23 protein-coding genes are annotated in these 23,368 nt (G+C 40.5%); 19 read left to right on the forward strand and 4 right to left on the reverse strand.

The window, feature by feature from the left end:
* Window positions 1-92 precede the first annotated feature (92 nt).
* Window positions 93-2,159, reverse strand: a complete 2,067-nt coding sequence (locus ACJ9PY_RS04220) for a Na+/H+ antiporter (RefSeq protein ID WP_411739531.1) — start codon at window positions 2,157-2,159, stop codon at window positions 93-95.
* A 423-nt stretch (window positions 2,160-2,582) separates the two neighbouring features.
* Between ACJ9PY_RS04220 and ACJ9PY_RS04225 the strand changes: the two genes are divergently transcribed.
* The 9 genes from ACJ9PY_RS04225 to ACJ9PY_RS04265 all read left to right on the forward strand — a co-directional run bounded on the left by ACJ9PY_RS04225 (window position 2,583) and on the right by ACJ9PY_RS04265 (window position 10,949).
* The gene (locus ACJ9PY_RS04225; protein ID WP_411740233.1) at window positions 2,583-4,106 is read left to right on the forward strand and encodes a spore germination protein; all 1,524 of its coding nucleotides are present in this window, start codon (window positions 2,583-2,585) and stop codon (window positions 4,104-4,106) included.
* Complete coding sequence (locus ACJ9PY_RS04230) at window positions 4,103-5,347, forward strand: Ger(x)C family spore germination protein (protein ID WP_411739532.1); 1,245 nt, start codon at window positions 4,103-4,105, stop codon at window positions 5,345-5,347. Before ACJ9PY_RS04225 ends, ACJ9PY_RS04230 begins: the two co-directional genes overlap by 4 nt.
* Window positions 5,344-5,565, forward strand: coding sequence for a hypothetical protein (locus ACJ9PY_RS04235; protein WP_063577296.1), 222 nt, complete (start codon window positions 5,344-5,346; stop codon window positions 5,563-5,565). Before ACJ9PY_RS04230 ends, ACJ9PY_RS04235 begins: the two co-directional genes overlap by 4 nt.
* Before the next feature lie 56 nt (window positions 5,566-5,621).
* Window positions 5,622-6,722, forward strand: coding sequence for a GerAB/ArcD/ProY family transporter (locus tag ACJ9PY_RS04240; protein WP_411739533.1), 1,101 nt, complete (start codon window positions 5,622-5,624; stop codon window positions 6,720-6,722).
* Window positions 6,723-6,831: 109 nt separating this feature from the next.
* Window positions 6,832-7,938: a GerAB/ArcD/ProY family transporter gene (locus ACJ9PY_RS04245; RefSeq protein ID WP_411739534.1), complete on the forward strand. Its 1,107-nt coding sequence runs from the start codon at window positions 6,832-6,834 to the stop codon at window positions 7,936-7,938.
* Window positions 7,939-8,327: 389 nt separating this feature from the next.
* Window positions 8,328-9,101, forward strand: coding sequence for an extracellular solute-binding protein (locus ACJ9PY_RS04250; protein ID WP_411739535.1), 774 nt, complete (start codon window positions 8,328-8,330; stop codon window positions 9,099-9,101).
* Window positions 9,102-9,123: 22 nt separating this feature from the next.
* Window positions 9,124-9,594, forward strand: coding sequence for a hypothetical protein (locus ACJ9PY_RS04255; protein WP_403187095.1), 471 nt, complete (start codon window positions 9,124-9,126; stop codon window positions 9,592-9,594).
* Window positions 9,595-9,671: 77 nt separating this feature from the next.
* The gene (locus tag ACJ9PY_RS04260; protein WP_063577292.1) at window positions 9,672-10,226 is read left to right on the forward strand and encodes an RNA polymerase sigma factor; all 555 of its coding nucleotides are present in this window, start codon (window positions 9,672-9,674) and stop codon (window positions 10,224-10,226) included.
* Window positions 10,227-10,949, forward strand: a complete 723-nt coding sequence (locus ACJ9PY_RS04265; protein WP_411739536.1) for an anti-sigma factor domain-containing protein — start codon at window positions 10,227-10,229, stop codon at window positions 10,947-10,949. It abuts the gene before it with no gap.
* Between the two features lie 235 nt (window positions 10,950-11,184).
* Here the strand turns inward: ACJ9PY_RS04265 and ACJ9PY_RS04270 are convergent, their stop codons facing one another.
* A complete protein-coding gene (locus ACJ9PY_RS04270) occupies window positions 11,185-11,604 on the reverse strand; it encodes a hypothetical protein (protein ID WP_411739537.1) in 420 nt (139 codons plus the stop codon).
* A 101-nt stretch (window positions 11,605-11,705) separates the two neighbouring features.
* On the opposite strand from ACJ9PY_RS04270, the gene ACJ9PY_RS04275 reads away from it, so the two are divergent.
* On the forward strand, window positions 11,706-12,401 hold the full coding sequence (locus tag ACJ9PY_RS04275) for a YjjG family noncanonical pyrimidine nucleotidase (RefSeq protein ID WP_411739538.1): 696 nt from the start codon (window positions 11,706-11,708) through the stop codon (window positions 12,399-12,401).
* A gap of 90 nt (window positions 12,402-12,491) precedes the next feature.
* Here ACJ9PY_RS04275 and ACJ9PY_RS04280 read toward each other — a convergent pair whose 3' ends face one another.
* Complete coding sequence (locus ACJ9PY_RS04280) at window positions 12,492-13,790, reverse strand: MFS transporter (protein ID WP_048684312.1); 1,299 nt, start codon at window positions 13,788-13,790, stop codon at window positions 12,492-12,494.
* Window positions 13,791-14,256: 466 nt separating this feature from the next.
* Here ACJ9PY_RS04280 and ACJ9PY_RS04285 point away from each other — a divergent pair, with 466 nt between their 5' ends.
* From ACJ9PY_RS04285 to ACJ9PY_RS04295, 3 genes are all read left to right on the forward strand, one after another.
* Window positions 14,257-14,436 carry an IDEAL domain-containing protein gene (locus tag ACJ9PY_RS04285; protein WP_034315231.1) on the forward strand — a complete coding sequence of 60 codons (180 nt, stop codon included), beginning with the start codon at window positions 14,257-14,259 and terminating at the stop codon, window positions 14,434-14,436.
* A 596-nt stretch (window positions 14,437-15,032) separates the two neighbouring features.
* The gene (locus ACJ9PY_RS04290; protein WP_411739539.1) at window positions 15,033-15,353 is read left to right on the forward strand and encodes an antibiotic biosynthesis monooxygenase family protein; all 321 of its coding nucleotides are present in this window, start codon (window positions 15,033-15,035) and stop codon (window positions 15,351-15,353) included.
* A 166-nt stretch (window positions 15,354-15,519) separates the two neighbouring features.
* On the forward strand, window positions 15,520-15,885 hold the full coding sequence (locus tag ACJ9PY_RS04295; protein WP_411739540.1) for a hypothetical protein: 366 nt from the start codon (window positions 15,520-15,522) through the stop codon (window positions 15,883-15,885).
* 223 nt (window positions 15,886-16,108) lie between these two features.
* Here ACJ9PY_RS04295 and ACJ9PY_RS04300 read toward each other — a convergent pair whose 3' ends face one another.
* Window positions 16,109-17,512: a sigma-54 interaction domain-containing protein gene (locus tag ACJ9PY_RS04300; protein WP_369315836.1), complete on the reverse strand. Its 1,404-nt coding sequence runs from the start codon at window positions 17,510-17,512 to the stop codon at window positions 16,109-16,111.
* 319 nt (window positions 17,513-17,831) lie between these two features.
* On the opposite strand from ACJ9PY_RS04300, the gene speB reads away from it, so the two are divergent.
* From speB to ACJ9PY_RS04330, 6 genes are all read left to right on the forward strand, one after another.
* Entirely contained in the window at window positions 17,832-18,830 is a 999-nt protein-coding gene (speB, locus tag ACJ9PY_RS04305; protein ID WP_063577278.1) for an agmatinase, read from the forward strand.
* Between the two features lie 100 nt (window positions 18,831-18,930).
* Entirely contained in the window at window positions 18,931-20,370 is a 1,440-nt protein-coding gene (locus tag ACJ9PY_RS04310) for a sodium:solute symporter (RefSeq protein ID WP_268936498.1), read from the forward strand.
* The gene (locus tag ACJ9PY_RS04315) at window positions 20,366-21,175 is read left to right on the forward strand and encodes a class II aldolase/adducin family protein (protein ID WP_411740234.1); all 810 of its coding nucleotides are present in this window, start codon (window positions 20,366-20,368) and stop codon (window positions 21,173-21,175) included. The genes ACJ9PY_RS04310 and ACJ9PY_RS04315 overlap by 5 nt, the downstream gene beginning before the upstream one ends.
* An 89-nt stretch (window positions 21,176-21,264) precedes the next feature.
* On the forward strand, window positions 21,265-22,254 hold the full coding sequence (locus ACJ9PY_RS04320) for a D-2-hydroxyacid dehydrogenase (RefSeq protein ID WP_411739541.1): 990 nt from the start codon (window positions 21,265-21,267) through the stop codon (window positions 22,252-22,254).
* A 155-nt stretch (window positions 22,255-22,409) separates the two neighbouring features.
* Entirely contained in the window at window positions 22,410-22,502 is a 93-nt protein-coding gene (locus ACJ9PY_RS04325) for a putative holin-like toxin (protein WP_220126990.1), read from the forward strand.
* Between the two features lie 259 nt (window positions 22,503-22,761).
* Window positions 22,762-23,334, forward strand: a complete 573-nt coding sequence (locus tag ACJ9PY_RS04330) for a TetR/AcrR family transcriptional regulator (RefSeq protein WP_063577274.1) — start codon at window positions 22,762-22,764, stop codon at window positions 23,332-23,334.
* Window positions 23,335-23,368 lie beyond the last annotated feature (34 nt).

The following is a 23,368-nucleotide window of genomic DNA, read 5'->3' on the forward strand; positions in this document are numbered from 1 at the left end:
TCATTTCATTTTTCCTGAGGTATTCATCCTTGCCTTGGAATGTAAATAAAGAGACACCGCTCCCTGTTGTATCGGAGTCTCTTAATATTTTATCAATTTTGTATCATTATCATTTCATCGTAGATTAAGTTTTGTCTAATCTCAGTTGCTGTTTGTATGGATATTTGCTCATCTTCAACCATTTGTGCAATGATATCACGTTCGATTTGCATCGCATTCAACTGAAATTGACTTACCATCTCTTCAAAGCGTCTTGCTTCTTTTTCACTTAATGTTCCGAACGGATTCAAATAACGATTATATCTTTGGATGACAAGCATGACTTCATGGCGGTTTTCAGGTGCAGTTTGTTGTTTGATCAATAAAATGGCTTCCTTTGAAGCTTCTTTTTGTGCTTTACGAAACTCCCTGATCAGGTCCGCATTTTTAACGATGGAGTCCTCTAATTTCGCTTCCCATTTCTTATCCCATTTGACATTGATCTTTTTCTTGAAAAGAATAGCCTGCAAATTGATCCAAGCCCTTTTCAGGGAGGATTTTTGCATATAATTCGAGGTTCTTGAAAGATACACTTTATATAGTTCAAAGGCTGTTTCAGATATAGTCCCTTTTTCGACTAATCCAGAAACGACTTCCAATTCCTTATTGGCTCCTAGCTCCACTAATTCGCGTATTGTCCGATCATCCGGTCGATTCGTTATTCCCCGTTCCAAATCTATCAGTTGTTCATTTAAATCATCCATTACTTGATGGACCGCTTTCTGATTCTCGATGGTTGCTTCTTTGCTCAGTTGATTGATCGTTTTATTTAAAACAATTTTATAAGCCTCCTCAGAGGTTAGACGCTCATCTTTGAATTCAATCGGTGTCTTTACCAGTAATGGCAAGAGAACCGTAGCCAAGGTAACGCTTAACAATATAACGCAAGCTGCGATAAACAAGACTGTATTACGCATCGGGAATAAAGTGTCATCCCGCATGAAATATGGTATGGATAAAGCTGTAGCTAATGTAATAGTTCCATGAATGCCGCAAACGGATGTCAAAAATGCAAATCGGGATCTTGAAACATTCTCCTCATCGGTGTCATTGCTATCTTCTGGATGAACCCTGGACATAATGAATTGCTCTAATGGATTCACTCTGTTTTTCGTAAAAGTATTATGCAGGATGTATACCCATATAAAACGGATCACCAATAATAAAAGAACGATCAAGACACTTATCCCAAAAAGAATGCCCCTATTTAAGTTGGACTCAATTTCCTGATAAACACTCGGCAACATAAATCCTAACAAAGCAAATACAAGTCCATTCAAGACATAACCTAATACAGACCATGTATTAGTTGATACAATTTGCAATTTAGTCGTGGAACTCTGAAGGCGATCCCGCTCGATGCCATGAATGACACCTGCAGCAACCACTGCCAAGATTCCGGAAACATGGAATTCTTCAGCTGCCATATAGATGGCAAAAGGCGTAAGTAGTTCAATGACAATAGACATTGGGATTTCTTCAAGTCCATGAACCCGTAAAAATAATCGTAATTTAACGATTAAATAGCCCAATAGGATCCCTATAAAGATGCCGCCTAAAGCTACAAATATAAAATTAAGCGATGCATCTTTTATAGAAAACACTCCAGTTAAGGCAGCTGCCAGGGCAACTTTAAAAGCGACGATTCCGGCAGCATCATTGAAAAGTGATTCACCCTCAAGGATGGGCATCATGTTTCCAGGCAATTTCAATCCTTTTGTAATCGATTGTACCGCTACCGCATCCGTAGGAGTAATTGTTGCGGCTAAAGCAAAAGCCACAGCCATCGGCATATCAGGTATTAACCAGTGAATGAAAAAGCCTCCTGCAAAAACCGTCACAAATACTAACCCAAAGGCCAATAACAGAATTGGCTTACGCAATTCTAGCATTTCTTTACGAGACGTATTTTTTCCTTCTGTAAAAAGCAGCGGAGCAATGACACAGATCATAAATAATTCTGAATGAAAATCAAATGATAATTGCAATGGTAATAATGAGAACACTGCTCCCATGGATATTTGATATATCGGAAGTGGGATACGAGGCCATATAGCATTTAATATTGTAGCGATTATTGTGGACACCAATAATCCGAGCAATGTGATTAAGAATGACATAGAATCTCCCTTATCTTCTAATGTTTTAGTCTGATTGCCCATGCAATATAAAAAAGGTATTTAAAACAATATCCTTTCTTTAAAAAAGTAACCCCTACTTTATGGTCCTGTGTAGCTTATTCAAAAAACAATACTTCGCCAGAGACAGTATTTTCGACAATAGCCTCGGTTTTTGATATACCCCTTAGTTATTAATTACAAACAGGATATCACAAGAGTTTACGGTTTATTCAAAATCAACTTATGACATGGCTTTTCCATGAAAATTAGTTCATGTCGGAAACAGGATTTTCTGTATAAAATACCCTTAATGAAGAAACATAGAAAAATGGAGTTAGAGCGACCTGCAAAAAAATGGGGGGATTCAGCTTGATTCGTAATGTGGGCAAATTGTTAAGAAAAACGAAAGAAAAAAAATCCCTGATGCAAAATGATTACCTGGATTCAAAGCCTTCAGATTCACTTGATGTGAATTTCAATCAAAATGTAGAAACACTTCGTTCTGTTTATGATAATTGCTCGGATGTCATGTTCCGCTCGTTCTTACTTTTCGGAAAGACGCGGGCGATGCTCATTTACATTGCGGGACTCTCAGACATCGAGGCGATTGAGCAATATGTGCTATCTCCACTCATGCAGGAGTCAACAAAAGTACCACAACCATTAAATGAGTTTATTGAACATAAAATGCCCGTTCCTAAAGTGGTAAAAGTGAATATGTTGGCGGATTGCATTGAATCGATTTCCTCTGGAAACCCAATCCTTCTATATGAAGGGGGAAGCGGTGGATTTTCTCTAGGATTGTCCAAATGGGAAAAGCGGGCGATTGAAGAACCTGTGGCAGAGGGGGGAGTTAGGGGGTCACGAGAGGGATTTATTGAATCTCTGGAAGTAAATACGTCCCAATTGCGACGTATTATTAAAAGTCCTGCCCTTAAAATACAATCAATGAAGATTGGAACTCTTACCAGGACGAATGTTTCAATTGCTTATATTGATGGCCTTGCGGATAAAACACTGATTGAAGAGATTACAACTCGGTTGGAACGAATTAAAATAGACGGAATTTTAGAAAGCGAGTACATCGAGGAAATGATCGAGGACAATCCGTTTTCACCTTTCCCTCAGATCATGTCGACAGAACGGCCGGATGTAGCCTGTGCCAGCTTGCTGGAGGGACGAGCTGTCATTCTTGTTGAAGGAACCCCTTTTACATTAATTGCACCAATAACCTTCTTTTCTTTGATTCAATCACAAGAGGATTATGCTCAACGTTTATGGGCAGGCACTTTTATCCGTTGGTTACGATATTTTTTTATGGGATTATCCCTTTTGCTTCCATCACTTTATGTTGCTATTTTGACATTCCATCATGAGGCGGTCCCAACCGCACTCCTGTTAAGCGTAGCGGCATCCCGGGAATCGGTCCCTTTTCCTGCAATTGTAGAGGCATTGGCTATGGAAATTACGTTTGAAGCACTAAGAGAGGCAGGGGTTCGCTTGCCGAAGCAGGTAGGTTCCGCTGTCAGCATTGTTGGAGCGCTAGTTATTGGTCAAGCTTCCGTACAAGCGGGATTGGTTTCAGCCCCAATGGTCATTGTCGTTGCAATTACGGGAATCGCTTCTTTTATGATGCCTCGCTATATTGCCGGAATTGCTTTCCGGATGCTGCGTTTCCCAATGATGCTGCTTGCCGGTACCTTAGGACTGCTTGGCATCATGATGGGAATCATCGCCATAGTCATTCACTTATGCAGTTTGCGGTCCTTTGGCGTTCCATACTTAGCGCCACTGGCGCCGTTAAAAGGTCAGGAGCTGAAAGATGTGCTGTGGAGAGCTCCTTGGTGGAAGATGGATACACGCCCGCATCTAACAGGGGATTCTAATGTATACCGTCAAGCCCCGGAACAGAGTCCAAATCCAAAAAGGGGGAGTGAAACGGAGTGAATAATGTCTGGAGGCGAAAAAGGATATTGGAGAAAGGAAAGAGGCGTCATTTCATTAAACATGTCCTTCTTTTGCTTGTTATTTGTGGAACAACCACTTTTCTAAGCGGTTGTTGGGATCGAATAGAAATCACTGATTTGGCGATTGTCACAGCCGCCGCCATCGATAAGAAGGGTAATGATCAAATCGAACTATCCGTCCAGGTCTTTATTCCAAGTTCAATAACTAGTGGAGGCGGTCAAGGAGGGAGCAGTCAGGGGGGGAGTGGGGCTACGACAATGGTGAGATATGAAAAAGGCGCCAATATTTCAGATGCATTGTCCAAGCTGCAAAGCAAGCTTCCGCGAAAAGTATTTTGGGGACATTGTAAAGTTTTTGTATTCGGTGAAAAGTTAGCGAAGGAAGGAATTCAAGAGCAGCTGGATTTTCTGCTGCGCCATCCGCAGCCAAGAGAGAAAGCAAATGTGTATGTCAGCAAAGGGGATGCAAAGCCTATCCTTGAATCTTTGCCACCCCTGGAAAACTATTCAGGGGAAGTGCTTAGAGAACTATCTGATTTACATATCGGGATGCTGGTCACACTGCAGGATTTAGATGAAATGTTAACCGGTAGGCCTCAGGCGGCCGCAATTCCAATCGTTAAAATATTGCCGCCGGGGAAAGGGCAAACGAAATTACAGGGAATTCCTTACATTGTCGGGACAGCCGTGTTCAAAAAAGATAAAATGACTGGAACAATGACTGAAAAGGAAACTAGAGGGCTATTGTGGTTAAGGGATGAAGTGGAATCATACACCGTGACCTTCCAACCCAAAGGGGTGAAAGGGAAGATATCTTTAAGTCCAGTGTCAGCCAAAGTCAAGATCATTCCGCAAATCATCAATGATAAATGGAAATTATTGGTGAAAATAAGCACGGATGGAGCTGTTATACAAAATGGAACGAATTTAAACCTTTCAAATCCTAAGTCTCTAAAAGCAGCAGAACGAGCATATCAAAAAGATATAGAAAATCGCATTAGGATGGCTTTTCTGCATATTCAGCATAAGAAATCAGACATTTTAGGATTGGGTAAAGATTTCTATCGGAAATATCCTAAACAGTTTAATAAGGTAGATAACCACTGGGATGAGATATTCGCGGAAATGGATGTGGAGGTCGATGTTGCGGCCCATATTCGAAGACAGGGCTATATAAACAAACCGGCGGGGTTGTCTGAAAATGAGGTGAAGGACAAGTGAGATGGGGGGCTTTTATTTGTACAACCGTGATCGTAGCTTTAATCATTTTGTATGAATGGCCGAAAATGAAACAAAATCCTAAAAAAGATAAAGTGGCATTTCTTACACTGCTCCTCACTGGCTTGATTCTATCCATGTTCAATCTCCCACAGATGTCAGGGCCAACTCAATGGGTGGAAATTCTTTTCAGGCCATTTGGAGAGTTTATGGAAAAGTGAGTCTATTAGTGGGTGTTGCGGGATTAATTTCATTCTATTAAGAAAGGAGGGAGTAGATGGAAAAAGGGAAAATTTCATCTCTGCAGATGGCATTCATGTTGTATCCGGCGATTGTGGCAACGGCTATTCTCGGGGTTCCCAGTATCACAGCCAAATATGCCAAAACTGATTTATGGCTGTCCCCCATTTTTGCTGCGCTCATAGGATATCTGACGGTGTATATCGCTTATAAACTGCACCAACTTTATCCAAAACAAACGGTGATCCAATTCAGTGAAAAGATCATTGGTCGGATTCCGGGGAAAATTTTCGGTTTTTTACTCTTGTTTTTTTATATCCAGAACACAGGGCTAATCGTTAGAGGCTACGCAGAATTTGTTGTGGGCTCTTTTCTGGTACGTACCCCGATTAGTGTGATCATGGTATCGATGATGCTTCTATGTGCGTTCATCGTACGAGGGGGGATAGAAGTGTTGGGGCGAGCTGCCCAATTGTTTGTACCTGTTTTCATTTTTCCAATCTTTATCTTAATCATTTTACTGATTCCTGATCTTGAATTCAAGAATATATTCCCGGTATTGGCGGATGGTATAATGCCCCCAATCAAGGGTGCGATTGTACCGGGTGGCTGGTTCAGCGAGTTTTTCCTGATGATTTTTCTTCTTCCTTTTTTGGTAGATATGAAAAAAGGGATGAAGTCCGGTATGATGTCTGTGTTTGCCGTGATGATGACGTTGATTGTGGTGAATCTTACGGTTCTTTTTGTACTTGGGTCAACAACATCCACAAAGCTTTACCCCTTGATGAATGCATCTCGATACATCAGTTTTGCCGACTTTTTTGAACATGTAGAATCCGCCGCCATGGCGGTATGGATAGTGGGGGCGTTTGTGAAAATTTCCGTTTTTTATTATGTATCTGCTTTAGGTACAGCGCAGTGGCTGAATCTCTCCGACTACCGACCTGTTGTATGGCCGATAGGGATTTTGATTGTTGTATTCAGTCTTTGGTCGTTGCCTAACTCGATAGATGTTAGCCGTAATGATATCAACGTCTTCCCGTTACAAGGAATTTTGATGCAAACGATTATTCCTCTGTTATTGTTGTTGATTGCTGTTGTAAGGAAAAGAAATCGTAAAGGAACCGAAACCGGCTGAATGGATTGAAACTCTTTTTTTAGCCGATTGAAGAGTTTATGAAAAAGTAAAACGATCAGTGGGCTTTGTGATTTCGAATTTCCATACTATCACGGAAAGGAGGAAGATGATGGAGAAAGGGAAAATTTCATCTTTACAGATGGCATTCATGATGTATCCAACGATTGTGGCAACGGCTGTTCTCGGTGTTCCAAGCATCACAGCGAAATATGCTAAAACTGATTTATGGCTTTCCCCCATTTTGGCGTCCCTCATCGGCTATGTGACGGTTTATATCACTTATAAACTGCACAAACTTTATCCGAAACAAACGGTTATCCAATTCAGTGAACAGATCATTGGTCGGATTCCGGGGAAAATTCTCGGTTTTTTATTCTTGTTTTTTTATATCCCGATCACAGGGCAAATTCTAAGAAGTTACGGAGAATTCATTGTCGACTCTTTTCTGGTCAAAACCCCGATTAGCGTGATCATGGCGTTGATGGTACTCCTTTGTGCCTTTATCGTACGCGGAGGGATAGAGGTGATGGGGAGAGCTGCCCAATTATTGGTTCCCGTTTTTATCTTTCCAATCCTAATTTTAATCGTCCTCCTGGGCCCTGATCTTGAATTTAAGAATATATTCCCGATATTGGGGAATGGAATTATGCCTCCAATCAAGGGCTCGATTGTACCGGGTGGATGGTTCAGCGAGTTTTTTCTGATGATTTTTCTCCTCCCTTTTTTAACCGATATGAAAAAAGGGATGAAATCCGGGATGATGTCTGTTTTTGCCGTGATGATTACGTTAATTGTGGTGAATCTTATGGTTCTTTTTATACTCGGGTCAACAACATCAACAAAGAATTATCCCGTGATGAATGTATCTCGGTACATCAGTTTGGCCGACTTTTTTGAACATCTGGAGTCCGCCATCATGGCCGTATGGATAGTAGGAGCGTTTGTGAAAATTTCCGTGTTTTATTATGCGGCTGCTTTGGGTACAGCGCAGTGGCTGAATCTCTCCGACTATCGTCCTGTTGTATGGCCGATAGGGATATTGATTGTAGAATTCAGCTTTTGGTCGTATCCTAGCTCCATGGATGTCAGTCGATATGATGTCATCGCCTTTCCATTTCATGGAATTCTGATGCAAACGATTATTCCTCTGTTATTGTTGGTGATTGCTATGATCAGTAAAAGAATTAGAAAGAGAAAGGGAAGCAAATCAAGCTAACCTTTTCTGCCGATTTTTTGATATTTAATTTAAAAGGAGCTCTATCTCAATGTTAAAACAAAGTTGATTGAAAGGTATGAGACCCCTGCTTAGAAATGCGCTTCCATGGGAGAACCCGCAGACGCAATAGCACCGAGGGCCCTACGTTCCAATCAACGGCCAAATTTAAAAACTTATAAAATGTAGAAAGACTCAATTATTATAAAGTTTGTCTACAGTCTGCAACCATTCCGTTTCCGAATGGTTTTTTTGCTGCGGGTTGAAAACTGGAAATCATCAGATGTACTTTGCAGCAAGTTAAAAATAATTAACAATTTTTTTCAAACCGTTTGGAAGTTTGTCCCGTTATCTATAGTACAAAGGCTTTTTAGAAGGGGGAGAAGAAAGACTTGAAAAAGGTCATTTTTGTAGGGTGGATATCATTGATGCTAGTACTGTTAGGATTTTCACCGGAAATGGCTCCGAAACGGGGGCAAGCTGTCAACGATGTCGTAAAAGTATATGGACCAGGAGGACCTTTTGGGCCTATCAAGGAAGTGGCGGAACGATTCACCAAAGAAACGGGGATAAAAGTTGAAGTAACAGCGGGACCCGAAGAAAAATGGATTGATCAAGCCAAACAGGATGCGGATATTATTTACGGAGGGTCCGAGTATATGCTAACAGAATTCATGCATGATCATCCGGAGGTCCTTGATGGAAAAAACCGTACAGAATTGTACGCACGGTCAGCTGGAATTCTGGTTAGAAAAGGAAACCCAAAGAATATCCAGTCATTGGAGGATCTAACGAAGAAGGGCGTAAAGATTGTGGATGTTAATGGAGCCGGGCAACTGGGGCTATGGGAAGATTTAGCTGGAAGAAAAGGATTGATTCCTGGAATTAGCAGGAATATTGACATTTCAGTGAAGTCCAGTGCAGAAGCTATTAATTTATGGAAGACAAATTCAAAATTGGACGCCTGGATTACATATGAATCCTGGCATTACAGTCTGGCGGATGTGACGGACCTGGTTCAACTCCCTGAGGAAGACAAGCTCTATAGAGGGACCCCGGTAAGCATAACAAGTAAGAGTGGAAACAAGAAAAAGGCAAAACAATTCATTGCTTATCTTAAAACGGAAGAATCCCATCAAGTGTTTCAAAAATGGGGATGGAAGTAAAATTTATGAGGAGTGAGAGTATATGAAAAAGTGGATGGTATTTTCAGTTTTTATGATGGTCTTAGTATTGGCGGCATGTGGAAATGAAGCGAAGGATTCACCCGAAAAGGATCAAGCTGTTAGTGGTACTGCCGATGAAAAAGCGGTAACCCTAAAATTATTGGAAAGTGAACCATTAGGCGAATACCTGGCTGATTCCAAGGGAATGGCACTTTACTATTTCAAGAATGATAAATCAGGAAAAAGTAATTGCATGGGTGATTGTCTGAAAAAATGGCCGCCGTTCATGGAAAGCGATTTTGCTGTCCCTAAAGGATTTGAGGAAAATGACTTTGGAACCATTCAAAGGGAAGATACAGGGGAAGAGCAGGTGACGTACAAAGGATTTCCACTCTACTATTTTGCGAATGATAAGGCAGCGGGAGATGTCAATGGTGAAGGTGTGAAAAATGTTTGGTATATTGTGAATAATAAGACTATTTTTCCGAAATAAGAAAAAGGGGCGATCAGTGATGGTCGTTCCTGTTACACATTTTTTCCAAATTTACATGTGAGGAGTTGCAGGTGCGATTGAAAGAAAAACTTGATAAGGAATTGATGGCATTAGTCATGAAAAAGCATCGTCCTGCTCTGGAAGAACTTTATGACCGCTATATTAAATTAATCTATGGTTATATTTTTAAGTTCACAAATGGAAATGCTGAAAAAACAAAGGAGATTGTGCAGTTGGTCTTTTTAAAGCTCTGGACCACAAAAAGCAGTTACAATCCCGAAAAGGGGCACTTTGTCAGCTGGCTTTTGACCGTTACACGAAATGTGTGTGTGGATTATGTCCGTAAAGACAGCGTTCATATCCGGAATAACAAACACATGGACATGAGTCATCCAATAGACATAGAAGATCCTAATAATGATATAGAAAATGGGCTATTGCACAGTGAAATTGCCAAGGCAAAAAATAAGTTAAGCAAGCCGCAAAAAAGGCTGATTGATTTACTGTATTGGAAAGGGTACTCGTTAACGGAAATTGCCAAAATTGAAAATGAACCGGTTGGTACCATCAAGAGCAGACTTCACCAGTCGCTTAAATTGTTGAAAAAGCATTTGGAAGTAGGTGGTTTGTAAATGAATACAGAGTGCGTTAACCTGCTTTCATTTTTATCGGGTGAACTGGGAGAAAAAGAAAAAAAGGCATTCACGGAACACTTAATGCACTGCTCTGAATGCACTAGGGAGTATGAACAAATGACAGAAGCCTGGAATTCATTGAAATGGGATTTTGAAGAAATGGAACCTTCATCTTCCCTGAAATCAGAGGTTATGGATTTTGTCTTTAAGACTGACGATGAAGTTCCGGTGAGAAGGGAAAAGAATTGGAGTGTTTTTTTCTTTAAGCAGTTTACACCAGTCACTTCAGGTCTCTTGCTGGCTGCACTGGTTTTGGCGTTTGTGCTGTTATATTCCAATATTCAACTGAAAAAAGAACTTGCAGCTATCAATCTGCCAATGGAGGTTAAAACGTCGCTATCTTTGCAGCCTGCCGATAAGACCGCTGTAAATATGAATACGGACGGTGCTGCATACATTTTGCAACAAGGTGAAGAAAGAAGGTTAATCGTTCAGATTCAGAATTTGCCTAGTCTTCAGAAGTCCGAGGTGTATCAGGTGTGGTTACTGAAAGATGGAAAACGGACAAATGCAGGAACTTTCAAGCCTGATGAAGCCGGCACAGGATCATTGACATACAAACTGTCCATTAATGATAAATTCAATCAAATTGGCATCACAAAAGAACCGGATGCAAATAGTACAAAGCCGAGAGGCGAAAAAATAGTAGGATCTTCTTAAAAATAAGGGACTTTCCCGCAAAGGGGAAGTCTCTTATTTTTTTGTTCATACCTGAATTTAATAGCTAAGTGATTTAAACAAGAAGAAGTCGCCGCGATTAACAATGGGAGCTCATTTGAATTGGAATATAAGTGTTTACCATTCACCATGATCACTAGCAACGAATAACCAGCATGTCGGGTGGGGGAAAATGGACTTGTTTAAAGTTAAACAAGCATTGTCATTTCCATGGTACCTATTTATTCATTAAGTCCCCACAGTACTCCCGGATCAACGCTGAGGCTTTCGTTTGGCTGATAGAGAGGTCCTTCGCGATTTTCCTTGATGATTTATATGTTTGGTAAGATTTCCTGATCAATATCCGTTTCGTTTCATCAAGTGCTTTATCGAGTGAAGTGGGGAGATCAATCTGTGTGACCTGTTCAACGTTCTCGGTTATCATTTCAGGCAAGTCGGACATCAGGATAACGGAGTCACTTATTAAGACCAACCGTTCAATCAAGTTTTCGAGCTGGCGTACATTGCCGGGCCATGAATAATGAATTAATAGGTTCAAGCATTCTTCCGAAATGACTTTATTTTCATGATACCTTTCATTGAACTTATTTAAAAAATTGTACGTAAGGGGAATGATATCTTCTTTACGTTCTCGCAATTTTTCCAAGCTTGCAGTATGTATGTACCATGAATTTGCATAATTAATACGTAATTAAAGGAAATGTGTTAAGTTGGACTAAAATGATTATGGGGGCAGCGATGAAATACGAAATTATTTTATTTGATGTTGATGATACTTTGCTAGACTTTGGAATATCGGAAAAGAATGCGCTGCATGAAGCCTTTTTAGAGTTTGGTTTGCCAACAGGGGCGGAGGATTATGCGGGATGCTACCAAGAAATCAGTAAGGTATTATGGAGGGATTTGGAACAGGGGCATATAGATTTAACCATTCTGGGAGTGGAAAGGTTCAAGCGGTTGTTCCTGAAGCATGGGCTTGATATGGATGCGGATGCGTTCAGCCGTGCGTACCTGGGACATTTGGGAAAGGAAATACATCTTCTGCCCGGGGCTATAGAAGTTTGCGAGAAGCTTGGAGGATGCCGGCTTGCTATTATAACAAATGGCTTCACGGCAGTGCAGACAGCAAGGATCGGCGGGTCAGCCCTTTGCAACACCTTTGAGACCTTGATAGTTTCCCAAGAGGCTGGGTTTCAGAAGCCTGATAGAGGGATTTTTGATTATGCATTTTCCAAGATAAAGATCACAGATAAATCGAAAGCGTTGATAGTGGGTGACTCCTTGACTTCAGATATACAGGGCGGCTTGAATTATGGAATGGATACATGCTGGTACAATCCCCATCAAAAGGATAATGATCTGGGAATCAAGCCCACCTATGAAATCCGGACGCTCACTGATCTTTTGGAGATTGTAGGAAGTAAACAAGTATAGGGTGGTATATGCATTGTAAAAAAACAGAGGCCGCTTGTCCGAGTGATAGACGTGCAGCCTCTGTTATTACTCATGCAAGAGATTTTAGAATCAGTTCAAATCCAGCTTATGTGGTTTGAGTGTTTGATCCTTTTCTTTTCTTCTGCTGAAATGCGGGGATAATATACAAAGCGCCAGGGAAATCGCGAGACCTGCCATCATGAATCCGCCAAATACCAAAGGGGATGGGCCATATGATTCTGCCATGGCGGTCCAGATGAGCGGACCGAAACCCGCAATGGCTGCCGCGACCTGATAACCGACGGATAATCCAGTATAACGGACCTTGGCTGGAAAGAGCTCCGAGAATAATGTCCCTTGTGTGGAAAAAATGGCTCCCCAGATGACACCGAGTACAACTGCCTGCATCATGTAGAACCAGCCAACCCCACGCCCAATCATTGTGAAATATGGGATGGCCAAGACGAAAAGGAGAGTCAGGCCCCCAAAATAGATGATTTTTCGATCAATGAAATCTGAAATGTAACCAATGACAGGAATGGTAATCAGCATTGTAGCGCAGCCAATCGTTAAACCGGTAAGAGCTGAATCTTGGGAATAACCAAAATACAGCGTAGTAAAGACGAGAACATAGGACATGATGAATACATTGAAGAAGCCGTCCCCAATTTTTAGTCCGATCACTTGCAGCACACTTCTCCAATCGTGTTTCAACGTTTCAATAATGGGAACTTTCGCAAGATCGCCGCTATCTTTCTGCGCTTTAAATTCCGGCGTTTCTTCAATGCCACTCCTTACCCAAATTGCCAACCCGATCAGTACACCGCTTAAAAGGAATGGAATCCGCCAACCCCAAGATAAAAATTGGGCATCGGTTGTCAAGGAGCTGATGAGGGTTAGGCTGAACGAGCCGGCAACCAAGCCGATGGGGACCCCTAGTTGGGGAATGGATCCATATAACCCACGAACACCTTTAGGAGCAGATTCCGTTGCCAATAGGATGGCTCCGCCCCATTCACCTCCCAAGGAAATTCCTTGAATCAACCTCAGCACCACCAAGATGGCGGGGGCGGCCAACCCAACCTGGGCATAAGTGGGCAGAACACCGATTAGCATTGAACTCCCTCCCATACCAATAAGGGTGAACATGAGTGCTGCCTTCCGTCCGATGCGATCACCCATATGCCCGAACAGGATGCTGCCGATTGGACGGGCTGCATAACCAGCCCCGAATGTGACAAAGGCGAGAAGAAGTGAAATCGCTGGATCATGATTGGGAAAGAATAGCGTCGTAAAAACCAGGCCCGTTGCTGTTCCGTATAAATAGAAATCGTACCACTCAATAACGGAACCCGCTAAACTTGCGAAAAGAACTCGACTTTTTTTCATGATAAATGCTCCTTTAATGCAAAGTTTTTCATCAAAATTGTTTTCAACGATAAATAAAGCCGAAATGAACAAAAATGATGGTAAATGAATATAAGTAAAAAACTGGATTATTTAGATTATTTTAGAGGGCCTATCCATACCGGTCAATATATTTCTGACTTTTCTGAAAAAATGAAGCAAATAACTTAGCTCCCTTCACCTGTATTGGCATATAATTAATTCTAAAGTAATGGAAATAAATGATCCGATCTTCCCGGGTAAAATGACTAAGTGGATAAAAAGAAAATATGTTACTGATTAGAAAACCGAATATTTAGAAATTTTGTGTATAGAAGAGTGGCAAAGTGGAAATCATGTGGATAAGGAAATGAAAAATGAAAAAGAGGAAAGGATAAGATTTTAATAAATAATAATAATCTCCAAGTTATTTAGTATAATAGAAAAAAGGTTAAGGAGTTGGTTTCGTATGGAGAAGCAATTGCCAGGAACATCGCTTGAACCTGAAGAGATGGCTGAAATGGTTTTAAAAAAGGCCCTTAGTGATTACCGGAAAGCACAAATCGAAAAAGAAATCGATGACTCATTAAGAAATCGTGATAAGGAAGAGTTCCTACGTTTAACTGAAATATTGAAGGGCATTTCCTGAAATTTTATTCTCTGTGAACAAGACAAGTAGTTAGGATATGGAATGTACAATGAATAGCCAGCAAAGCTGATAACCATAAATATGCCGATGAAAAAACTTCATTTACCTGGAACATACTAAGTAAATAGCAATCTATAGAATTATAATATTTTACATTGTAAGCGCTTTCTTGTATAATCAAATAAAGAAACGATGGAGAGAAGAGTGTAAGTGCGCTAATGGCGGGATTCACAGGTATTAGTTGCTGAAAAGTTCATGCACCGGGATAAAAACTTAAAGGGGGAAAAGTTATGAAAAAGAATGGAGTGTCTTTAGTTGAATTTGTTCAGGAGGATCGATTCGAACTCAGCTCCTACATTACTTCTTTATTTAACAAACTGAATGACTATGTTCCCAAAAGTCTTAAAGATAAAAGGTGAGTGACAATAAAAAAAGGATCAGGAAGATATGCAAGACTTCCTGATCCTTTTTTTATTTTGTTTTTGGTAATCAGAATTTTAAGTAGTGCACTTAAGTAAAAGTCTCATTAATTGACAATGAGAATCGTTATCGAATAAAATGATTCAATACAAGTATATCGATTGGAGTTGTTCATATTGTTCGTTCAGATGAGAAAAATGGTGGTAAAGGAAGGTAATGCAGAACAAGTAGTAAAACGGTTCAGCGGGGAAGGGATCATAGAAAAGCAGAAAGGATTCATCGATTTAAGTGTAATGGTGAAAAAAGTGCGACGCGGGGATGAAGAGGTCATCATTATTATCAATTGGGAGTCTGAGGCGCATTGGAAGCAGTGGGAAAAGAGTGAAGCCCATATCGCAGGCCATAAAGCAAACCTAGGGAAACCAAAGCCTGAATATATCGTCAGTTCGGAAGGATCATTATATGAAGTGAAGGCGATTAAAAAGGCAGTGAAATAACTGACCTTAAACTAGCCTGTTTTAAATTCCGTACAAATAAGTAACTGGGTGGAATATCCCATTTCTCAAACATCTTGTTAGCATAAGGATACGGAAAGGTTACCGTTCACATATAATAGCTTACCTTCACTAAAATTCAGGCTCCCATTATGGGTGCCTCTTTTTATTGATGAAATCTCGGGATAGGTTATGTAATTCCAAGTCTGTTGATATAGTACAATATCATTTTTGCTGGGGGGAATTCATATCGGGATTTCCTTATAAAGTACATGAAGTCGATTCATCTAGAATCATTACTGCCCACAATGAAAGGCGGTACCATGAAAAGAAAAAATTCATTCTGCAAGATGCGTTGATCCATCCGCGAATCTTTGGAGCAGCTGGTGCCACAGGAGTAAAAGGAATAACCGGATCAATCAGGGCCAGGGGAAAGCGACAGGAGAAGCGGGAGCAACAGGATCTACAGGAGCGGGAATCCAAAATTTGGATCATGTACAGTGTGGCAGGAGCTTCACGGAGATCATCCGTTTGAATTAAAAAGCTGTAACATTATAATATGGAAACGTGATATTGTGAATCCCATTCAACTTGAATGTGGATTTTTTTGATGGCCTTTATATTGAAATAATGGGCGATAATCTTCATACGTTTCACTTCGAATTGCCGGCAAATATTAAAAAGCGCCCTTAGCTTGAACAGCATCTATGGCTAAAGGCCAAGGACCATTCATGGATTACGGGGGATTTCAGTCCAGATTACAAATACTGTTTGTATTTCTTTAATTTATAGATGACTGTTGGCTGGCTGACGCCTAAATGTTCTGCCATTTCGTATGTGGTTTTACATTTTTTCCATGCTTTTGCAATTAGTTGCCTTTCAACCTTTTCCAGTGTCTTTTTTAAATCGAAATTCTCTTCACAATCCTGTTCGATTGCAAGGAAGTTGGAGTCTTCAGGCTGTTCAATTTGCCCTGTGATGGATTGCGGAAGGTGTTCGGGAAATATAATTGGCTCTTCGATGGTCAGGATTAACCGTTCAATTAAGTTTTCTAATTCCCGTATATTTCCGGGCCAATGGTAATGGGTTAAAACTTCATATGTCGATGGATGGATTTTTTTGTATTTCTGGTATTTATCATTGGTTTTTTCTAAGTAATGCTGAATTAGGAGAGGGATATCTTCTTTACGTTCATGCAATGCCGGAATTTGGATGGGAATCACATTCAAACGATAAAATAAGTCCAATCTAAACTTACCTTGACTTACCATCTCCTTCAAATCTTGATTAGTCGCTGCAACTAGGCGGAAGTTAATATGGTTTTCTTTTTTTCCACCGATGCGCTTTATCTTTTTCTCCTGTAGTACATTCAGTAATTTAGCTTGCATGGCAAGTGGGAGTTCCCCAATTTCATCCAAGAAAAGAGTACCGCTGTCAGCCTGCTCGATCAGGCCTTGCCTCCCTTGCTTATTTGCCCCTGTAAATGATCCCGGCTCATAGCCGAATATTTCTGATTCAAACAAACTTTCAGGTATGGTGCTGCAATTCACTTCGATAAAGGGTTCTTTCTTTCGGTTGCTTTGGTCATGAACAGCACGGGCAAAAGTGCTTTTCCCTACGCCGGAAGGTCCTAATAAGAGAATCGTGGCATCGGTTTTTGAAACATTATGGATCGTTTTTAAAATATGCTTCGTTTCATTACTTCTGGCAATCAGATAATGGTTATCCAGTTCTTTTTCTCTTAAATCCTCAACTTCCGTTTGATAGCCTTTAACTTTTCGTTGTAATTGTTCAAATTGATCCTGCAATTGCAGGATCTCGGTTTGATCCTGACCATAGCTTATTACCCTAACGAGGTGTCCTTCCTTATTAAAAATGGGATAGCCAGTAGACATGACAACATGACCCGTTTTTGTTTCTTGCATTATGCGTTTCGCTTTCTTTTCCTTTAAAACAATCGCATTGATGGAAGGTGCAAGAAGGCCCTCGCTTTCTAATTGATAGACGGAGGTACCGATATAAGAGTCACTTTTCATACCATAAATCTCCCAAAGCTTTGGGTTGGAATATAAAATGATTCCATCTTGATCGGTAATGAGAATGTTATTATTCGATGTTTCAATAATTTTATTTAGTTCTTCCTCCAGCATATCATCGTACATACGTTACGCTCCTTTGGGTTTTGGGATGCTGCTTAATTAAAATATAAATCAAAAAGTCTAAATAATCAAAATTTAAATCAGGAAATAAGAAAATGATTAAGTTTTTAATCATTTGATGAAACAAAATAATGAAAAGCCTTATATACCGCAGCGAAATAGTTGGCCTGAATCTTGCTTATGTAAAAGGTAAGAAGAGAATTTCCAAACAAGGGTGTTATGAATATCCATTCTATTAGAAAAGATGGAAGTTTGTATGACATCTGCAAATGCAATGGATTGAAAAAATTAATAGTAGAATTAGAATTTAGGAGGATGTTACATGAAGAAGTATCAACCGAAAGACTCATTCAAATCACCCCGTTTTTGTGGAGTGCGTACGTTTATGCGGCTCCCATTTGTTGAACAGATAGATGAAAATATGGATTTTGTCATTACGGGAATTCCATTTGATTCCGGGCAATCATTTAGGACGGGTGCGAGATTCGGTCCAGAAGCCATTCGCGATTTTTCAATCCTTTTACGTCCTTATAATCCAGAACAAGATATTAATATTTTTGACTATATATCAGGAATTGATTATGGCGATGTTCCGATCATCCCGGGGTATATTTCGGAAACATATAAAAAGATCGAAGAAGAGCTTACTCCCGTCATTGAAAAAGGGATCATTCCGATTTCATTGGGAGGCGATCATTCCATTACACTAGGGGAGTTACGTGCAATCGTAAAAAAACATGGACCCGTTGCCCTGCTTCAGTTCGATGCTCACTCTGACACTTGGGATAGTTATTTTGATCAAAAGTATAATCACGGAACCGTCTTTCGCCGCGCAATAGAAGAGGGGCTCATCGATGTATCGCGATCTCTTCAAATTGGTATGAGGGGCGGTCTGTACGGACCCGAAGATCTTCAGGATGCCCGGGATTTAGGTTTGGGAGTTTACACGACAAACGATTATAAGCGTATCGGGGTCGAAAAGATGCTAAGGGTCATTCATGAGCGTGTTGCGAATGGTCCGGTGTTTTTATCTTTTGACATTGATTTTTTAGATCCGGTCTATGCTCCGGGGACGGGGACTCCAGAAGTTTCCGGTGCCAGCATTGATGATGCTTTAGCCTTGGTGAGAGGATTGACGAATATAGATTTTGTTGGATTCGATCTTGTTGAGGTTTTACCATCATACGATCACGGACAAATCACGGCTGCCGCAGCCGCTAATATTGTCTATGAATTCATCACACTCATCGCACTCGCAAAAAAAGGGAAAATGGAGAAGAAAGAGAGAGTAGGAGATTTGGAAACGCAGCTTAATAATTAGTTTCCTCATTTAACTGTAGAGAAGGAAGGAAGCGGTAAAGTCCTTTCTTCCCTCTTTACAAAGCGATAAGAACAATACAAGCCCAAAAGGAGATGTGTACATGCATATTTTGGATATATCGATCATGATTCTATATTTTTCTGTTTTAATCATTGTGGGAGTAATCGGATCCAAACGGGCAAAAACAGCAGATGATTTCATTGTGGCAGGACGCAATCTTGGTCATTTTATGTATTTATCCTGTTTAGCTGCTGTTATATTAGGGGGGGCTTCCACTCTAGGAACAGCAAAGTTAGGTTATCAGTTTGGGATATCCGGTATTTGGCTAGTGGTGATGATCGGGCTCGGCATTATCGCTATTGGGCTGTTTTTAACAAATAAGATATTTAATTTAAAAGTATTGACCATCAGTGAAATGCTTGAGAAGCGCTACAACTCTCAAACAAGATTGATCAGTGCCCTTGTCTCTGTTATCTATACATTCATGCTGACTGTAACGCAAGTGATCGGGATGGGGACAATTTTACATGTTTTGGCTGGTTGGAATTTAACGGTTTCCATGATAGTCGGGGGCGGGATCGTTTTATTTTATACAATATTAGGAGGTATGTGGTCAGTCACCATGACTGATGTCGTGCAATTCGTCATCATGACGATCGGTATTTTCTTTATCATGCTTCCGATGAGCATCTCTAAGGCAGGAGGGTGGGGCTCTCTTAAAGGAAATCTCCCGGCATCACATTTTGAGTTAGGAAATATTGGCGGAGAGACGATTTTTCAATATTTCCTATTATTTACCCTCGGGGTAGTCGTTGGCCAAGATATTTGGCAGCGTTTATTCACCGCACGAACCAAAGCTGTTTCTCGTGGCGGAACGATTGGAGCGGGGTTATATAGTGTTTTTTATGCGATTGCAATCAGTATCATTGGAATGTGCGCCTTTATTATCCTTCCTGATTTAGGCGATCCCCAAAATGCATTTACCAGTATAGCGATGGTAACTTTACCTGCTGGTCTATTGGGGGTTGTCATTGCGAGTGTGGTATCTGCCCTTATGTCCACAGCTTCAGGTACTTTGCTTGCTTCGTCCACTTTAGTTGTTAATGACATCATTAAAAAATATATTGGTCCAAAAATGAGTGAACGACAATTTTTAAAAACATCCCGAATTACAACTTTAACGATTGGTGTATTGACCATAATCGTTTCGATTTGGATTCAAGATATTTTAGTTGCATTGGATGTAGCTTACGCAATTTTATCCGGAGCTGTGTTCTTTCCGATCATCCTTGGTTTCTTTTGGAAAAGGGTCACGGCTACAGCGGCATTTTACTCGATTCTCGCCAGCATGATCGTTATCATTGTCGGATTGGTGATTAATGGACCTTCCTCCACTCAACCAATTCTGTACGGGCTCGCTACTAGTTTTGTCGTCATTACTACGATCACTCTCCTAAGTTCCAATAATGATCATATAAATGAAAGTGAAGTAAAGCAAGATATAAAGGGCAAAGCTGACATGGATACCATGGCTAATTAATGTTTCAGCAAAAAACGGAAAAAGATTCGAGGAGGAACGAAATATGACAAAGACAATTTCCCTGCAACCGGCAACATTCAATACAATGGAAGAAGAACGCATTCACAGGAAGGAACGCTTGGCAGCTTCATTCCGCCTTTTTTCAAAGTTTGGTTTCGATGAAGGGATAGCAGGCCATATTACGGTCCGTGATCCTAAATATACAGACCATTTCTGGGTCAATCCGTTTGGGATGCATTTTAGTCAAATTTCCGTTTCGGATCTTATATTGGTTAATCATAAAGGTGATATTGTAGAGGGTGAACATTCTATTAATGGTGCTGCCTTTGCCATTCATTCTGAAATTCATAAAGCACGGCCGGATGCGATTGCTGCGGCACATGCTCATTCGGTCTATGGAAAAACATGGTCTTCCTTAGGGAGACTGTTAGATCCGATTACGCAAGATGCCTGCCAATTTTACAATGATCATGCATTATTTGATGATTTTACTGGTGTCGTTTATGCATCCGAAGAAGGTAAACGCATTGCTAAGGCTTTAGGTCAATTCAAAGCTGTCATCCTCCGCAATCATGGATTGTTAACGGTCGGCCAATCTGTAGATTCAGCTGCTTGGTGGTTCATAACGATGGAACGTTCATGCCAAGCACAGATAATGGCTGAATCTGTAGGTAAGCCGATTTTTATAGAAGAAGAGTATGCCAAATTGACTGCAGAACAAACGGGAAATGAATATGAGGGATGGCTGAGTTTCCAGCCTCTGTGGGAAAGGATCAGAAAAGAGCAACCAGATTTCTTGAAGTGACCATGAAGCACGGCATGGTATAATCCCAACGGATTGCCTTCCCGTAAAAGAGGGAAAAAGGAATCGTATGTTCTTGAGGAGGTTTTATAATGTCCGCTTCTAAGAAAGCAGCACCTTCACTTTATATCAGGGTCGATATACCGGAAAAATACATCAATCAGTTTAAGGAGATTTGTTCGGAAGTTGTTGTCGAGCCATGGGAATTCGGCGAACCCGAACCACAGCCAACAGTTGATTTAACAAAGTTTGATGTCTTATATACGCTGGGGCTTCATGATAATCTTAACATTATAAAAAAAGCTCCAAAGATTAAATGGGTCCATTCAGACAGTGCTGGAGTGGAGGCCATGCTGAATGAAGATATAAAAAACAGCGATGTCATCATCACCAATGTCAAAGGCTGCACATCTGTCCCGATAGCCGAGCATACAATTGCGATGCTATCTTCGTTAGCAAGAGGCGTACCGACAATGATCAGAAATCAAATAAACAAAACGTGGGTTGAAATTCCAGTGAAAGATCTTGAAAATGCGAAAGTGGGGATAATTGGGTATGGTGATATTGGCCATGAGATAGCCAATAGATGTAAAGCGCTGGGTATGACCGTTATTGGGTGCCGCCGGAATCCCACCAAGAGGAACACCGAATATGAACCTGCTGATTTGATAATGGGAATGGATCAAGTGGATGAGGTCCTTTCCATGTCCGACTTTGTCGTCTTGGCCCTTCCGTTTACAAAAGATACTTCATACTTTTTCAATAAAGAACGCTTAAATAAAATGAAAAAAGGCAGTTATGTAATTAATGTCGGCCGAGGTAATACGATTGTCGATGAAGATTTAATTCATTCCTTGAGCAATGGGCACATAGCAGGAGCGGCTCTGGATGTGTTTGAAGTAGAACCTTTACCTAAGGACCACCCATTTTGGCAGCTGGAAAACGTCATGGTATCCCCACATAATGCTTACAACTCTTCCAAGCACCTAGATCGTGTGATGGAATTATTCCTTAGAAATTTAAAGCTTTTTTCTGATGGTAAACCCCTAATGAACGTTGTAGAAAAAAAACTTGGTTATTAACAGCGATCGGTCTTTTGAAAAGAAATTCGAATGGAGTACAAGGGCAGACCCTGATTGGGTTTGCTTATTTTTGTTTAAAAGCCGCTGCTTCATCTTTTTCTTGTATAGGACAATCTCTGATCAGGAAAAGCTGGATATAAGGAGGCGATGTATGAATGGGTACTTTCGAAGTTATTTCCCTGATGCTAAGCTTTGGCATGTTTGTAATTGCTATTCTTGATTTCAAAAATCATGACAAAAATCCTTGAAGATATTGAGGCAGGCCGATGTGTTTGATTAATAATGGAAGCGTTTTAAAAAATTCCGGGTTATTTAAAGAAGGTATTGATTTTCTCGATTTTTTAAACTTGCAGAGAACACCATTATGAGGTGTTCTTTTTTGTTTTGTTTCCAATGAGTTTTAATCGATATTCCATGCATACATAAGTATCATCTTTGACAAAACAATGATATACAAGTATAGTCTCTAATAGACCGGTTGATATAATTTCAAGGAGTGATCCAGCTATGGCAGAGAAACGAAACTCGAAAGACATTCTTATTGAAACTGCTTCCAGACTTTTTCGTATACGTGGATATTACGGTGTGGGGCTTAAGGACATTATTGAGGAAAGTGGTATCCCAAAAGGTTCGCTGTATCATTATTTTCCGAAAGGTAAAGAAGAATTGGCGATTGAGGCGATTATTCATACAAAGGAATTCGTGATAGATGAAATTAAACGGGGGTTTGATGAAATTGAAGACCCTATTAAAGCCATTCAGTCTCATATTTTTCATTTATCCGAGGTTTTTGGTCATAGTGAAAATCTATTAGGACTGCCAATCGGGACGATTGCAGCGGAAACATATACGACGAGTGAGCAGATAAGAATGGCATGTCAAGAAGCGATGGAAGATTGGCAATCCATTTATGTGAAGAAATTACTCGAAGCGGACTTCAGTGAGAAACGGGCAAAAGAATTGAGTATCGTAATTAATGCTTTGATTGAAGGGGGTATCCTTTTATCCTTAACGGCGAAAAACGGGGAACCTCTTCAAGCCATTGCGGAACAGATACCATTATTGCTGATAAATAAATAAGTCATGCGGAAAAATTATCTTAAGCTTAGGTCGA

Origin of the sequence: Peribacillus sp. S4, from assembly GCF_046715815.1 — a bacterium.
GTDB classification, from domain to species: domain Bacteria; phylum Bacillota; class Bacilli; order Bacillales; family DSM-1321; genus Peribacillus; species Peribacillus frigoritolerans.

What these genes read in the sequence shown, in the direction of transcription:
- ACJ9PY_RS04225 (WP_411740233.1), top strand. Translation starts at nt 2,583, where the DNA reads ATGCAAAATGATTACCTGGATTCAAAGCCTTCAGATTCACTTGATGTG.
- ACJ9PY_RS04275 (WP_411739538.1), top strand. Translation starts at nt 11,706, where the DNA reads ATGAAATACGAAATTATTTTATTTGATGTTGATGATACTTTGCTAGAC.
- speB (WP_063577278.1), top strand. Translation starts at nt 17,832, where the DNA reads ATGAAGAAGTATCAACCGAAAGACTCATTCAAATCACCCCGTTTTTGT.
- ACJ9PY_RS04245 (WP_411739534.1), top strand. Translation starts at nt 6,832, where the DNA reads ATGGAGAAAGGGAAAATTTCATCTTTACAGATGGCATTCATGATGTAT.
- ACJ9PY_RS04220 (WP_411739531.1), bottom strand. Translation starts at nt 2,159, where the DNA reads ATGTCATTCTTAATCACATTGCTCGGATTATTGGTGTCCACAATAATC.
- ACJ9PY_RS04325 (WP_220126990.1), top strand. Translation starts at nt 22,410, where the DNA reads ATGGGTACTTTCGAAGTTATTTCCCTGATGCTAAGCTTTGGCATGTTT.
- ACJ9PY_RS04330 (WP_063577274.1), top strand. Translation starts at nt 22,762, where the DNA reads ATGGCAGAGAAACGAAACTCGAAAGACATTCTTATTGAAACTGCTTCC.
- ACJ9PY_RS04240 (WP_411739533.1), top strand. Translation starts at nt 5,622, where the DNA reads ATGGAAAAAGGGAAAATTTCATCTCTGCAGATGGCATTCATGTTGTAT.
- ACJ9PY_RS04285 (WP_034315231.1), top strand. Translation starts at nt 14,257, where the DNA reads ATGGAGAAGCAATTGCCAGGAACATCGCTTGAACCTGAAGAGATGGCT.
- ACJ9PY_RS04265 (WP_411739536.1), top strand. Translation starts at nt 10,227, where the DNA reads ATGAATACAGAGTGCGTTAACCTGCTTTCATTTTTATCGGGTGAACTG.
- ACJ9PY_RS04300 (WP_369315836.1), bottom strand. Translation starts at nt 17,512, where the DNA reads ATGTACGATGATATGCTGGAGGAAGAACTAAATAAAATTATTGAAACA.
- ACJ9PY_RS04310 (WP_268936498.1), top strand. Translation starts at nt 18,931, where the DNA reads ATGCATATTTTGGATATATCGATCATGATTCTATATTTTTCTGTTTTA.
- ACJ9PY_RS04255 (WP_403187095.1), top strand. Translation starts at nt 9,124, where the DNA reads ATGAAAAAGTGGATGGTATTTTCAGTTTTTATGATGGTCTTAGTATTG.
- ACJ9PY_RS04320 (WP_411739541.1), top strand. Translation starts at nt 21,265, where the DNA reads ATGTCCGCTTCTAAGAAAGCAGCACCTTCACTTTATATCAGGGTCGAT.
- ACJ9PY_RS04280 (WP_048684312.1), bottom strand. Translation starts at nt 13,790, where the DNA reads ATGAAAAAAAGTCGAGTTCTTTTCGCAAGTTTAGCGGGTTCCGTTATT.